Genomic DNA, 12,696 nt, shown 5'->3' on the forward strand with positions numbered 1-12,696 from the left:
CGTGGCTGACCCAACCGAGGACGAGATCACCACCGCGATGCGCGGCCTGACCCCCCTCACCGCCGCGATGCTCGCAGACATGGCGGCCCAGCCCGATCGGGCTCTGATCCTGGTCGGCCAGTACCACCCGGCCACCCGCGCCGCAGCGGACCGACGCGGCCTCATCTACCCCGTGCCCGCTGGCGAGCACCGGCTGACCCTGCTCGGAGAGGCTGTCATGTCCCGCATGTCCATCCAAACTGGACAGAACAAAGCCGTGGCTGACCCCATCACCGACCAGGCCGTGGCCGCAGCAGCGACCGCGATCCACGACCTCCTGTCCCCGCACGCACACGACTGCGCCGGGATCTACACCGGCCAGATCGGCAGCCTCTCTCCCACGAACGAAGACCTCGCCCGCGCCGTGCTCGCCGCCGCGCTCCCGATCATCCACGCCAACGCCAGCACGGCAGCACACGTCCACACCGGAGAGTGCGACCACCGCGTCGTCCCGATGGACGTCGAGGGCGCCACCGAGTGCTACCACTGCGGCCCGCACTACGGCACCAGCCGGTACTGCCACGAAACCTGCCCGGCACCCGACGACCGGCCGCCAGCGGACATCGACACGTTGATCGCCGAGCACTTGGTGGCCTGGCCTGGGTGGGCCGTGCAGCGAGACCTCCTCGCCAGCGGCACCGCACCGTCCGGTGAGGACCGGAACACGACCCTGCGAGGTGAGCCCGGTGAGTGACCTCGACAAGGCCATCCGCGACCAGCAGGTCACCGGCGGCCTGTCCGACGTGGAGCCCCGATGACCACCGCCTGCGACTGCCCCGACCGCATGCATGGCTACGGCCTCGGAGACCTCACCGCCATCGCTCGACGTGCCACCGCCAACGCGCGCGCCCGCGGCGACGTCGACCTGCTCCACGAGGCCGCCTGGAACGGCTTGGTGGACTGCCTGCTCGCCTCGGAGACCCACCCCGGTCCATGCGAACTCGCGGTCGCCGCCCGCGACGGCATCCTCAACGACATCCATCAGTGGCAGGGCCACCGTGGACGTCGGAAGAGCTGGGGCAATCCCGGGGCACGGTTCGCTGCCTACTGGCACTCGGATCTCCCTGCCCTCGTCGACCCTCGAATCGAAGCGCTCGTCGATCGCATCGCCACCGAGCAGGTCACTCACAAGCTCCCTCGCCACCAAGCCGACCTTCTGCTGCTTCTCGCCGCCACCGGCAGCGTCCAAGCCGTCGCGACCGCGCGCGGATTGCCCTACGAGACCGTAAAACCGCAAGTACGACAGGCACGTCGGTGTTGGGAAGACCTGTGGTTTGACTGGGAACACGCCCACCGCGTGCGACACGCCAAAATCCGGCCACGGCGTCCGATCCAACACGGCACCATCAACGGCTACGCACAGCACCGCCGCCGCTACGAACAGGCATGCGACGACTGTCGTCACGCGGCACGCGCCTACAACCGGGCACTGGCGGCCTGCGGTAAAAAAGGGAAAGCGAAATGATCACCGTAACCGACCTGTTCTGCGGAGCCGGGGGCTCCGGACTCGGCGCGACCGCCGTCCCCGGCGTCCAGCTCGTCATGGCCGCGAACCACTCCCCGCGCGCCATCGAGACCCACGCCGCGAACTTCCCGGACTGCGCACACGACTGCGCCGACATCTCCCAGGTCGAGCCCCGCCGCTACCGGCGCACCAACATCCTGTGGGCGTCGCCGGAGTGCACCTCGCACTCCGTCGCGAAAGGACGCAAACGCCGCCAGGTCGGCCCCGGCCTGTTCGACGAACCCCTGCCCGACCACGTCGCCGAACGCTCCCGGGCGACCATGTGGGACGTACCCCGCTTCGCCGAGGTGCACCGCTACGACGCGGTGATCGTGGAGAACGTCGTCGACGCCGCGCACTGGGCTCCGTTCCAGGCGTGGCTGATGGCCATGGACTCCTACGGCTACGACCACCACGTCGTGTACCTCAACTCCATGCACGCCCCCGCGATCGCCGCGCCCCGTGCCCCGCAGTCCCGCGACCGGATGTACGTGGTGCTCTGGCGGCGCGGCAACCGACGCCCGGACCTGGAGATCCGGCCGCGGGGCTGGTGCACCGGCTGCGCGGCCGAGGTCGAGTGCCGGCAGGCATGGAAACGGCGCGGCGCGACGTGGCCGCTGGAGCGGTGGGGCCGCTACCGCGCCCAGTACACCTACGCGTGCACCACCCCGGGCTGCGGCAGGCCGGTCGAGCCCTACGTGCTGCCCGCCGCGTCCGCGATCGACTGGTCGATGCTCGGCGAACGGATCGGCGACCGGGACAAGCCGTTGTCGGACAAGACCATCGCGCGTATCCGCGCCGGCCTGGCCCGCTACGCCGGTGCCCAGCTGGTGCCGTCCGGGGGCACGTGGAACGAGTCCGCCCAACCCGTGACCGGTCCGTTCCGGTCCCGTACGACCCGGGAGAACGAGGGGCTGCTCGTCCCGGTCGAGGGCAGGGTCGGCAACGCCGCACTCCCAGCCGCGGCACCGATGCGCACCCAGACGACCCGGCACGAGACCGCGCTGGTCGTCCCGTACTACGGGACCGCCGAGGCCGCGCAGCCGACCGACCGGCCGTTGGGCACCCTGACCACGGTGGACCGCTACGGCCTGGCGTTCATCGCCGAGCTGCGCGGCGGCGGCTCCACCGCCCGGGACGTCCGCGAGCCGCTGTCGACCGTGACCGCGAGCGGCACCCACCACATGCTCGTCCGGCACAACACCGCGCGCGGCGACGAGGGCTACCTGTCCACGCCCGTGGACGAGCCGATGCGCACGCTCACCACCGCCGGACACCAGTCCCTGGTCGGCTGGTCCGAGCGGCCTCCGGCCGTGGAGGACTGCACGTTCCGGATGCTCGCCGTCCCGGAGATCCAGCGCGCCATGGCGTTCGGCGACGACTACGTGGTCACCGGGAACAAACGCGAGCAGGTCAAGCAGTTGGGCAACGGAGTCACCCCGCCCGCGGCCGAGTTCCTGATCCGCGCCGTCGTCGACTCCCTCACCCCCTGATCACCCGTGCCGCCGCCGCGGCGGCCTGAGGAGGACAACACCCATGACCGACACCGACAACCTCCACTCCACCCTCTCAGCCTGGCGGGTCGGCGACATCGGCATCTTCCGCCACGACGAGGTCGGCGACATCGAGGTCGAGGTCGAGCGCATCTACAGCGACGGCCCCGCAGCCCCCGCGCTGGGCATCGTCTACGCCGACGACTGGCACGCGGTGATCGACCCGTCGCGGCTGCGCCCGGCACCCGCGGCCGAGGTGTCCCGGTGACCGCCCCGGACCCCGAGACCACGGCCGCCCGGGACCTCGCCACCGCCTGGTGCACGCTGCCCGGCTGGACCCGTGCCCACGCCCTGATCGAGATCGGGTCGATGGGCGCGGTCGCCCTGTACTCGACCGGGTGCGAGCGGGACTACCGCCCGCCGGACCCGGAGGTGGACGAGCCGATCGTCGCCCCGGACGACATGCCGCGCTGCAAGCGGTGCCTGCGCCGATCCGAGGAGCGCGCATCGTGACCACCCCCTCCACCGGCCACGACCAGCCGTGGCTGCCGACCGCCGGCCACCCGGCGGTGTGGATGCCGCACGCCACCGGCGATGACGACTCCCGACTGGTCGTCGACGTCCTGGACGTCTGGCCCGACGCCGGGCGCCGGCACCACACGCCGAGCGCGCTCCTGTGCGAGGTACGGGAGCCTGGCGAGGGCACTCCGGTGTGGGTGTGTACCGAGCAGGATCTCCTCCCGCCCGCCGTCCCTCAGGCCACGGCAGAGCCGACCGAGTGGCACGAGGGGGACGCCACAGATCTTGGGGACGCAGTCACCCCGCCCGCCGAGGAGGCGTGACGTGGCCGCCTACCGATCCGTACGACTGATGTGCGACGGAGCGCGCTGCCTCACGGAGTACATCCCAACCGACCCGACGCCGACTGCGAGCGCTGCCCGGTACCTCGCCTCCCGACGGGGCTGGACGACTGTCGCCCGGCGCGACTACTGCCCGGCGTGCTGCCCCGCCACCGCCAACACCACCGCCAAGGAGGCGTGATGCCCCGCTTGATGTCCGTCGCGATGACGGAGGACGCCGTCCGATCCCGCATCAAGACCGTGACGCGTCGCAAGGGCTGGGTCGACCTCCAGCCCGGTACCCGTCTCACCCTGTGCCGCAAGATCATGGGCCGCAAGCCCGGCGAGCCGCTGGTGCGGATCGTGGACGTCGAGGTCGTGTCCGTCCGCCGCGAACGCCTCGACACCATCACCGCCGACGACGTGGCCCGCGAAGGCTGCCCCGGCATGACCCCGGACGAGTTCGTCGACCGGTTCTTCGTGCGCGCCCAGCGGATCGACCCGGCCGCAGAGATCACCCGCATCGAGTGGCGCTACCTGCCCGACACCACCGAGGAGACCGTCCGTGCGTGAGATGCGTCGGTCCATCCAGCCCACCTACGACAGCCGTGAGACCGGACCCCGGTATCGGGTCACCTACCAGCTCGACGACCGCACCATCACCTTCCGGGAACCCATCGCCGACCCGTTCGGGAGGTTCACGCTCCGCGTGTCGTGGTGGGACCGCTTCAAGTCGCTGCTGCGCCGCGACATGGCCGTGACCGTACTGGTCGACGGCGACCCCGAGGTGATGGACGACGTCCTGGAGTTGGACGCGGACACCCTCGTGCCGTACTCAACCCGGCAGGCCGAATTTCGGGCGGGGGTCCACAAGAGCTTGGCCCGATTCGCCAAGGAGAACGAAACCGTCGAGGGAGCGTGAGCCGTGGCCAACGACGACACCTGGATCTACCCCGCACCCGCCTGGAGGACCGGCGACCGGGTCGCCATCGACGACAGCAGCCGCCTCGACTACGACGAGGCTGGGACCGTCATCGGACCCGACCCGTACGACAACGGCGCGTGGCTCGTCGAACTGGACGACGGCACCGAGACCTCTGCGTACTCCGATGAGCTGACCGGGCTGATCGAGCCCCACTCCGCTTCGTCTCCCGAAAGGACAGACACGTGAGCAGCGACCCCGCCGCCATCACCATCCACCTCGGCATCGGCGGCCTGGACCGCAACGAAGCCACTGCCGTTCTCCGCGCCATCCCGGCCGGACGCTCGGCCACGTTCGACGTCACCCAGCCCGCCCTCGGCGGCCCGCGCTACGACGTCACCCTGCACGACCTGTCCAGCGTGCAGGCCCGAGACCTGCTCGCCGCCCACATCACCGCCGCCGAAGCTGTGTGGAACACGGGAAACGGCGATGGCACCGCCCCGCCCGCCGAGGAGGCGTGAGCCGTGGCGGTCTTCATGGACTCCGCAGCATTCTTTCGCCGCCAAGCCATGCTCGCCCGCCGAGCGGAGGTCATGGCGGCCAACCCGACGATCACCGAGGCATCCGCTCTCGCGCCGCTCATGGGCGACATGCAGAGCGAGTACTGGAAATGGTGCCTGGAGCGCCACCTCATCGAACCGGCCGCGCCCGAGGGTGCGGGGTGAGCTCCGTGCCGGACGGGATACGCCAGCCCGTCCGCCACGACCTCACCACCACAGAACTCGGCGCCCGCCTGCACGTGGTCGAACGCCCGGTCTTCCCGTGCCCCCGGTGCGGCCGGGCCGGGTGGCTGGCCGTGCACCTGCACGGCGTGCGCCGGCCGTGCGGCCACACCCGCAGCCTCCCGCCCCTGACCCCCACACCCGCACACCACCGCCACCACCGAGGAGCAGCATGACCACCGATCCCCTCGCGTACTTCGAGGACGAGACCCTGCCCGACCACTGGTCCAACGGCGACCTCGCCGCCGAGATCACCAGGAACGACCCCGTCGCAGACGCCCGCGTCGTGTGGATCCTCGCCGCCCGCGTGGCAACGGCCGGCGCGGCGAACACCGACCCCTTGCACACCCTCCACGACCTCGGCCGCGCCGTCGCCGCGATCACCGTCACGGCCGACGCGATCATCCGAGACCGTTTCGACGACCTCGACGCCGAGGAGACCACCGACTTCCGGTCCACGATCGACCACCTCGTCGCCGCCGCGAAGGGCCTGGACGACTTGTCGGGGTGGTTCTGATGGACGCCGCCTCCGCGCGCGGGAACGTCATCGGCCTGGACTTGTCCATCACCGCCACCGGGATCGCCTACCCCGACGGCTCCACCGCCACGGTGAAGACCCGGTCCGCCGACGGCGACCGCCGTCTGCTGGACATCGTCGTCGCCGTCAATCTCGCCCTCGGCTCCGAGCCCACGCTCGTGGTGATCGAGGACCTCCCGACCCACGCCCACGCCGCCGGGATCACCGGCATGGTCCACGGCGCGGTCCGGGCCGCACTGCTCGACGCGGGCATCCCGTACGTCCTGGTGCCCCCGGCCACGCTCAAGGCGTACGCGACCGGGAGGGGCAACGCGGACAAGACCGCGATGGCCCTGGCCGCGTTCAAACGCGCCCAGGTCGAGTTCGGCGACGACAACCAGTGCGACGCGTGGTGGCTGCGCCATGCCGGTCTCGACCACCTCGGCGTCCCGCCGGTCGCGCTGCCCGAAGCCCAGCGGAACAGGCTGTCGGTGCTGCGCTGGCCCGACCTGCCGGCCCGGGTCGCGTGATGAGCTCGGACAACCTGTTCATCCCGAGCGTGCACGCCCGCGTCCACGCGTGGGACCGCGACGACCAGGACGGCTACCTCCAAGACCAGCGGCACGCGGCCCGGCTGACCGTGGCCCGCCACGCCCACGACCGGGACGACTGCGTGGTCCTGCTCGACATGCTCGGCCTGCTCCCCGACACCAACCCCCGCCACTGACAGGAGACACCCCGTGACCGTGTTCCGCCGCTACGTGGAAGAGAACGACTGGGAGGGCGAGACCTGGACGTTCTGGCTCCAGGTCGACGGCAACGAGGCCGGCCTCGACCGGCTCGCCAGTCTGCTCGCCGACCTCGACCCAAGCAGCCAGTACGACACCGAGGACTCGGAGGAGTCCCCCTACACCCTGGCCGACGAGGTCGAGCCGGAGCACGTCGTGGACAAGCTCGTCGAGTACTCCGACACCGGCTACATGGCCTCCCACACCAAGGTCCCCGGCCGCCTCGTGCTGCCCGAGGCGACCGTCGCCGAGACCCTCCACAAGGGCGGGATCAAGGACTTGTTCGTCGCATGACCGCCGGGACCACCGCGGCCCTGGTGTTCGTCGCGCTCTACACGGCCCACCACCTGGCCGACCACTGGGTACAGACCGACCACCAAGCCATCCACAAAGGACTCCCCGGTTGGCGGGGACGCCTGGCCTGTGCCCGGCACGTCGCCACCTACACCCTCACCACCCTCGCCGCCGTCCTGGCCGTGCTCTGGCTGCCGCTGGGCCTGCACGCCACCTGGACCGGCATCGCCGTGGGCCAGGCCGTGTCGGCGGTCACCCACTACGTGATCGACCGGCGCACCCCGCTGGCCCGACTCGCGCACGCCACCGGCAAAGGCGACTACCACGACCGCGGAACCCCACGGCCGCACCGGGTGTTCGCGTACCGGCCGGACGTGGAGGACGACCCGACGGCCGACCTCCCGCTCGACCAGGCCCCGGTGGTGCGGGGCGCGTACTTCCTGGACCAGTCTTTGCACATCGCCGTGCTGTTCGCGGCGGCCTTGATCACCGCCCTGCTCTGACCCAACGCACCGAGGAGACCCGCCAGTGATCATGACCAAGGTGGTGCTGGACCACCGCAACCCGCAGACCGTCGAGGATCTCCGAAACGCCTACCAAATGCACGTCCGCGTCCGGGAGATCGCCGAGGGCCTGCCCGACCCGGACGGCGGCAGGCTGCTGTGGGGCCTGCACGGCACGACCCTGCTCGTGCAGACCGGAGCGGCGGTGTCCCCGCTCGCCCTGCCCGCCGGGTACGCCGTCTCGGTCCACTCCGCGAACCTGGCATCCCGCCTCGACCGGATCACCGCCGGTTCGGTCGTGCGGTGGGCGGTCATCGCCAACCCGACCCGGGCACGGGCCAAGGCCACCGCCGTCGGCCCCGACGGCGTCCCGGTGCGCAAGTCGAGGGGCCAGCCCACCCCGGTCGCCCTGGGCGAACGCAACGAGTGGATCACCCGCAGGCTCGCCCCGGCACTGGAGATCACCGCGCTGACCGGCAGGCCGCTGCCCGCCGCCGCCGGCACCCAGATCCGCACGAGGCACCGCGTGCACCACTCCCGGCACCTGTGGCAGGGCACCGCGACCGTGGCCGACCCGGACGTCCTGCGCGGTCTGGTGTCGTCCGGGATCGGCCACGGCAAGGCGTTCGGCTGCGGCCTGCTGCTGGTGGCGTCGTGACCTCGCCGACCCGACTCGTCTGGGGACTGGCCGGACACCCCGAGCCGACCGGGGCCGTCGCGAACCTGTTCGCCGACCGGCCCGGGATGTGCGTGATGTGCGGGCTGTCCGCCGACCGCACCGCCGACGCCGCCCGTGCGACCGGCGCGAACTTCACCGACCAGTACCTGTACCGCCGGCCGGACTCGGACCGGATCTGCCCGGCGTGCGTGTGGTGCTGCTCGGGGAAACCCCCGGCGACGCTGCGCATGTGGACGGTCGTCGCCGCGATCGGCGCGACCCTGCCCGACAACCACCCCAAGTGCTGGCTGCCCAGCCAACCAGGTTTGTGCCTGACCAACCGGGCCGCGCCCGGTGTCGTCGCCGACATCCTCGCCGCCCCACCGGAGGGGGCGTGGCTGGTCACCGTCGCGACCTCCGGGCAGAAACACGTCCTGCCCTACGGGAAAGTCAACCACGGCGGTCCCGAGTGGACGGTCCGAATGGAGAACACCACGATCACCTCCAACGCCCCCACGTGGCGCCGCGTCCTGGGCCACGCCGCCACACTGCGCGCGGCCCGCCACACCGGCGACGACCTCGCCGCCGGGCGGCCCACCCTCGCCGCGATCCGCACCGCCGACGACCTCGACACGTGGAACCACCACCACGCCGGACTCGCCGACCACGTCGGCTCACCACTACTCGACCTAGCCCTCTGGTGCCTGACCAAGGAGACGATCCATGACCACGCCCACGCCGCCCCCGTCGCCTGACGAGCTGATCCAGGCCACCGTCGCCTGGCTCAACGCGCTGCTCGACTCGGCCTCGGCCGACGTGCTCGGCGTCGCCCACTACTGGGACCGCGCCCAGTCCGCGCTGATCACCGCCGCCACCGCCGACACGGTCGGGGAGGCGGTCACCACCGCCGCCCGCAAACTCCAGATCGAGACCACCCAGGCCCGCACCGACACCGCGCTGCTGGAGGCGTGCGCGGTGATCGCCGCCGACTACCCCGCCTGGCAGGCGAGGGTGGAACGCGAAGCCGTCTACCTCGTCGCCCTCGCCCGTGTCGCCCGCACCGCCCGGAAGGCCACCCGATGACCACCACGCTGACGATCCCGTTCACCGCCACCCTGGTGGCGCCGCTGCACCACGGCGCCGGCACCGCCGGCAACACCAGCCTCATCCGCACCCAGCGGATGGTCCGCCCCGACGGCACCGTAGCGCAGGTGCCGTTCGTGTCCGGGAACTCGCTGCGCCACGGCCTGCGCGCCGGCCTGGCCTGGCACGCCGTGCGCACCCTGGGCGTCGAGGACGGCGGCCTGTCCAAGGCCGTGGTCGACCTGCTGTGGTCCGGCGGCGCGATCACCCGCACCGGCTCCCAGACCGACCTCGCGCTGCTGCGCCGGGTCGAGCACCTGTACCCGCCGCTCGCCCTGATGGGGTACAGCGCCGCGGCCGACATGACCGCGGGCACCCTCGCCGTCGACCAGCTGCACCTGGTCTGCGCCGAGAACGCGTGGCGGCTGCCCGGGCGGCTGGCCGGCGACCCACGCGCCGCACGGCCGGCGTCGGCGTTCCGCGGCGAGGAATTCGGGACTCGCCACGACGTCGCCGGGACCCCGGTCGACCGGTACACCGCGCTGGCCGACGAGCTGGTCCCCACCACCACCCAGATGATCTACGAGCACCAGGTCGTGCTGCCCGGTGCCGCCCTGTACGGCGGGCTCGTGCTGACCCCGGCGGCCACCGACGCACAGCTCAGGGTCCTGCTCGTCGCCCTCGACGAGATCATGCCCGCCGACCGGGACGGCGTCCGCGTCCTGCAACTTGCCGCGAAGCGCGGCGTCGGCTACGGCACCTGCCGGGTCGACCTCGACCTGCCGGACGGCCTGCCCACCCCCGCCGACGCCCGCGCCTGGTGGGAAGCCCACCTCGTCGAGCACGCCGAGGAGATCACCGCCCTGTGGCAGGAGATCGTCGCGTGAGCCCGGTCGTCCCCGCCGGCACCGTGGTCGACACCACCGACGACCCGCGCTGGCAGCCACTGGTCGTCACCGCGACCCTGACCGAGCCGGTCGTCGGCCTGGACTCGCAGCCGCTGTGCCTGGACGGGCCGCTGGCGTGGTGCGCCGCGCAGCTCGCCCTGGCCGACGAGGCCGGCCTGCCGCCGCTGCGGCACGACTGGGCACCCGACCTCGCCCTGCCCCTGGCCACGTGGACCGCCGCGCCCTCCCGGCCCGACACCGACTCGCGGCTGCGCGCCGCCGACGGCGAACGGGTGTGGGGGTGGGCGTGCTCGGCCGCGTCGTGGACCGCGCTCGGCCACACCACCGTCGAGATCCGCCGCCGTCCCCCGGTCGGAGAGATGGCCCGGTTCACCGCGGACGGCAAGCACCACTCCGGGTTGGGCCCGTACAAGGCCCGGGACACGCCGATGGCCGCGACCTGGGTCGACACGGTCGTCTGGCACGCCCTGGGCGACCCCGACGCCGTCGCCGGGCTGCTCGCCCACCTGGGACACCTGGGCCGGGCGACCCGGCACGGCCACGGCCGCATCCAGACGATCACCGTCGAACCCGGCCGGGACCGGGACGCGTGGCGGTCCCGGCCGCTGCCCGACCCGACCGGCCCGGCCGGGTCGATCCGCGCCCCCTACCACCACCACTCCCGGAGGATGCCGTGCCGCACCCCGTGATCGCCTGGGACGGGCAGCCGGTCGGCGACCGCTACCCGGCGATGGACGTCGTCCCCGGCGTGCTGCCCTGGTCCACCCTGGACCAGGACTCCCGGCCGTGGCAGGACCGCAAGAAGCACTGGCACGACCTGGGCGTCCGCGACACCACGCCCCGCGACCACGCCGCGGGGATGATGACCACCGGACGGCACGGCGCCCTCTCGGGCGGGGTGTCGCGGTTCGACCCGGTGCTCGCCGAGGTCCTGTACCGGTGGTACTGCCCGCCGGGCGGGCGGGTGCTCGACCCGTGCGCGGGCGGACCCGTACGCGGCCTGGTCGCCTCCCACCTGGGCCTGGAGTACGTCGGCGTCGACCTGGACGCCGACCAGGTCGACGCGAACACCGCCGTCGCGGCGGGTTCGCCGTACCCGTCCCCGGCCTGGTTCGCCGGGGACGCGCTGACCTACGCCTGGCCGGTCTCCGACGGGGACGCGGACATGGTGCTGACCTGCCCGCCCTACCACGACCGGGAGCGCTACTCCGACGACCCCCGCGACCTGTCCACCATGGACTGGCCCGCGTTCCTCGACGCCCACCGCGCCGTGGTCGGCCGGGCCGCCGCGGCGCTGCGCGAGGACCGGTTCCTCGCGTGGGTGATCTCCGACGTCCGCGACCGGCACGGCCACCTGCGCGGCCTGCCCCGCCACGCCTGGCAGCACCTGGAGGACGCCGGACTGCACGTCGTCAACGAGCACGTGCTGCGTGCCCCGGTCGGCACCGCGCACAAACGCATGCGCCCGCCGTGGCAGGCGTGCCGCACCGCGACCCGCCGCCACCAGATCGTCCTGGTCGCGGTCAAGGGCGACCGGCGTGCCGCGACCCGCGCCGTGTCCGGGGGTGGCGGGTGCTGATCGACTCGACCCGGATCACCGACCGCGACCGCGACCACTGGGACGCGCTGGAGCGCTACGACCGGATGCTCGCCGCCGACCCGGCCCTGGACCGCAAGGCCGAGAGCGCCGTCGCCGAGGTCCGGGCGTTCCTGGACGCGGGCGAGGCGTACGTGTCGGTGTCCTGGGGCAAGGACTCCGTCGTCGTCGCCCACCTGGCAGCCCTGGCCGAGCTGACGGTCCGGGTGGTGTGGGTCCGGTCGGTCCTGTTCGAGACCCCCGAGTGCGACGCGGTGCGCGACGCGTTCCTCGACGCCCACCCGCAGGTGCGCTACGAGGAGATCGCGGTCGAAATGCGGAACCCGAAACGCGGCGAACCGGGCTACGACACCCGGCACGCCGACCCGCACGCCGACCACCAGGACGTCCTCCGGGAGACCCTGACCGGCCGGTGGATCTCCGGGCTGCGCGGCGAGGAGTCCCGGATGCGCCGCATGTCCATCGCCCACCGGGGCCTGTCCACGAAGAACACGTGCCGGCCGATCGGCCGGTGGGACGCCACGCACGTGTTCGCCTACCTGTGGCGCGAGAAACTCCCGGTGCACCCGGTGTACGCGATGACCGCCGGCGGACACTACGACCGCCGCTGGCTGCGGGTGCACCCGCTGGGGTCGGCACCCCCGGCCCGGTCCGCCGTGCACGGCCGGGACATGGACTCGTGGGAGGACGCCTACTACGGGGACGTGCTCGCCGCCGCGAGGCAGGCCCGCGCCCACCTGTGGCGGTGACCGGCTGAACGACCAACGCC

At 72.5% G+C, this 12,696-nt stretch carries 24 protein-coding genes; all 24 read left to right on the top strand.

Annotated elements, in window-relative coordinates:
* The first annotated feature begins 1 nt into the window (after nt 1).
* The 24 genes from F4559_RS05500 to F4559_RS05615 all read left to right on the top strand — a co-directional run bounded on the left by F4559_RS05500 (nt 2) and on the right by F4559_RS05615 (nt 12,676).
* Complete coding sequence (locus F4559_RS05500) at nt 2–733, top strand: hypothetical protein (protein ID WP_184666496.1); 732 nt, start codon at nt 2–4, stop codon at nt 731–733.
* Between the two features lie 60 nt (nt 734–793).
* On the top strand, nt 794–1,504 hold the full coding sequence (locus tag F4559_RS05505) for a hypothetical protein (RefSeq protein ID WP_184666497.1): 711 nt from the start codon (nt 794–796) through the stop codon (nt 1,502–1,504).
* Nucleotides 1,501–3,036, top strand: coding sequence for a DNA cytosine methyltransferase (locus F4559_RS05510; protein ID WP_184666498.1), 1,536 nt, complete (start codon nt 1,501–1,503; stop codon nt 3,034–3,036). The genes F4559_RS05505 and F4559_RS05510 overlap by 4 nt, the downstream gene beginning before the upstream one ends.
* Nucleotides 3,037–3,079: 43 nt before the next feature.
* Complete coding sequence (locus F4559_RS05515) at nt 3,080–3,304, top strand: hypothetical protein (protein WP_184666499.1); 225 nt, start codon at nt 3,080–3,082, stop codon at nt 3,302–3,304.
* Nucleotides 3,301–3,549, top strand: coding sequence for a hypothetical protein (locus tag F4559_RS05520; protein ID WP_184666500.1), 249 nt, complete (start codon nt 3,301–3,303; stop codon nt 3,547–3,549). Before F4559_RS05515 ends, F4559_RS05520 begins: the two co-directional genes overlap by 4 nt.
* On the top strand, nt 3,546–3,878 hold the full coding sequence (locus tag F4559_RS05525) for a hypothetical protein (RefSeq protein WP_184666501.1): 333 nt from the start codon (nt 3,546–3,548) through the stop codon (nt 3,876–3,878). The genes F4559_RS05520 and F4559_RS05525 overlap by 4 nt, the downstream gene beginning before the upstream one ends.
* A 198-nt stretch (nt 3,879–4,076) precedes the next feature.
* Complete coding sequence (locus F4559_RS05530; protein ID WP_221447147.1) at nt 4,077–4,448, top strand: ASCH domain-containing protein; 372 nt, start codon at nt 4,077–4,079, stop codon at nt 4,446–4,448.
* On the top strand, nt 4,441–4,797 hold the full coding sequence (locus F4559_RS05535) for a hypothetical protein (RefSeq protein WP_184666502.1): 357 nt from the start codon (nt 4,441–4,443) through the stop codon (nt 4,795–4,797). Before F4559_RS05530 ends, F4559_RS05535 begins: the two co-directional genes overlap by 8 nt.
* A 3-nt stretch (nt 4,798–4,800) precedes the next feature.
* A complete protein-coding gene (locus F4559_RS05540) occupies nt 4,801–5,046 on the top strand; it encodes a hypothetical protein (protein ID WP_184666503.1) in 246 nt (81 codons plus the stop codon).
* Nucleotides 5,043–5,318, top strand: coding sequence for a hypothetical protein (locus F4559_RS05545; protein ID WP_184666504.1), 276 nt, complete (start codon nt 5,043–5,045; stop codon nt 5,316–5,318). Before F4559_RS05540 ends, F4559_RS05545 begins: the two co-directional genes overlap by 4 nt.
* A gap of 3 nt (nt 5,319–5,321) precedes the next feature.
* On the top strand, nt 5,322–5,522 hold the full coding sequence (locus tag F4559_RS05550; protein ID WP_184666505.1) for a hypothetical protein: 201 nt from the start codon (nt 5,322–5,324) through the stop codon (nt 5,520–5,522).
* Entirely contained in the window at nt 5,519–5,755 is a 237-nt protein-coding gene (locus tag F4559_RS05555; protein WP_184666506.1) for a hypothetical protein, read from the top strand. Before F4559_RS05550 ends, F4559_RS05555 begins: the two co-directional genes overlap by 4 nt.
* Nucleotides 5,752–6,096, top strand: a complete 345-nt coding sequence (locus F4559_RS05560; RefSeq protein WP_184666507.1) for a hypothetical protein — start codon at nt 5,752–5,754, stop codon at nt 6,094–6,096. Before F4559_RS05555 ends, F4559_RS05560 begins: the two co-directional genes overlap by 4 nt.
* Entirely contained in the window at nt 6,096–6,626 is a 531-nt protein-coding gene (locus tag F4559_RS05565; RefSeq protein WP_184666508.1) for a RuvC family protein, read from the top strand. Before F4559_RS05560 ends, F4559_RS05565 begins: the two co-directional genes overlap by 1 nt.
* Nucleotides 6,626–6,823 (top strand): hypothetical protein, encoded by a 198-nt coding sequence (locus F4559_RS05570; protein WP_184666509.1) that lies wholly within the window; start codon nt 6,626–6,628, stop codon nt 6,821–6,823. Before F4559_RS05565 ends, F4559_RS05570 begins: the two co-directional genes overlap by 1 nt.
* A gap of 13 nt (nt 6,824–6,836) precedes the next feature.
* Entirely contained in the window at nt 6,837–7,178 is a 342-nt protein-coding gene (locus F4559_RS05575; protein WP_184666510.1) for a hypothetical protein, read from the top strand.
* Nucleotides 7,175–7,681, top strand: coding sequence for a DUF3307 domain-containing protein (locus tag F4559_RS05580; RefSeq protein ID WP_184666511.1), 507 nt, complete (start codon nt 7,175–7,177; stop codon nt 7,679–7,681). The genes F4559_RS05575 and F4559_RS05580 overlap by 4 nt, the downstream gene beginning before the upstream one ends.
* Before the next feature lie 31 nt (nt 7,682–7,712).
* Nucleotides 7,713–8,339, top strand: coding sequence for a type I-E CRISPR-associated protein Cas6/Cse3/CasE (locus tag F4559_RS05585; RefSeq protein WP_184666512.1), 627 nt, complete (start codon nt 7,713–7,715; stop codon nt 8,337–8,339).
* On the top strand, nt 8,336–9,094 hold the full coding sequence (locus tag F4559_RS05590) for a hypothetical protein (protein ID WP_184666513.1): 759 nt from the start codon (nt 8,336–8,338) through the stop codon (nt 9,092–9,094). The genes F4559_RS05585 and F4559_RS05590 overlap by 4 nt, the downstream gene beginning before the upstream one ends.
* On the top strand, nt 9,063–9,422 hold the full coding sequence (locus F4559_RS05595) for a hypothetical protein (protein ID WP_184666514.1): 360 nt from the start codon (nt 9,063–9,065) through the stop codon (nt 9,420–9,422). The genes F4559_RS05590 and F4559_RS05595 overlap by 32 nt, the downstream gene beginning before the upstream one ends.
* Nucleotides 9,419–10,309, top strand: coding sequence for a hypothetical protein (locus F4559_RS05600; RefSeq protein WP_184666515.1), 891 nt, complete (start codon nt 9,419–9,421; stop codon nt 10,307–10,309). Before F4559_RS05595 ends, F4559_RS05600 begins: the two co-directional genes overlap by 4 nt.
* A complete protein-coding gene (locus tag F4559_RS05605; RefSeq protein WP_184666516.1) occupies nt 10,306–11,019 on the top strand; it encodes a Csf3-related protein in 714 nt (237 codons plus the stop codon). Before F4559_RS05600 ends, F4559_RS05605 begins: the two co-directional genes overlap by 4 nt.
* Nucleotides 11,004–11,909 carry a class I SAM-dependent methyltransferase gene (locus tag F4559_RS05610; protein ID WP_184666517.1) on the top strand — a complete coding sequence of 302 codons (906 nt, stop codon included), beginning with the start codon at nt 11,004–11,006 and terminating at the stop codon, nt 11,907–11,909. Before F4559_RS05605 ends, F4559_RS05610 begins: the two co-directional genes overlap by 16 nt.
* Nucleotides 11,903–12,676, top strand: coding sequence for a phosphoadenosine phosphosulfate reductase domain-containing protein (locus F4559_RS05615; protein WP_184666518.1), 774 nt, complete (start codon nt 11,903–11,905; stop codon nt 12,674–12,676). Before F4559_RS05610 ends, F4559_RS05615 begins: the two co-directional genes overlap by 7 nt.
* Nucleotides 12,677–12,696: the final 20 nt, after the last annotated feature.

The organism is Saccharothrix violaceirubra, assembly GCF_014203755.1.
Lineage (GTDB): Bacteria > Actinomycetota > Actinomycetes > Mycobacteriales > Pseudonocardiaceae > Actinosynnema > Actinosynnema violaceirubrum.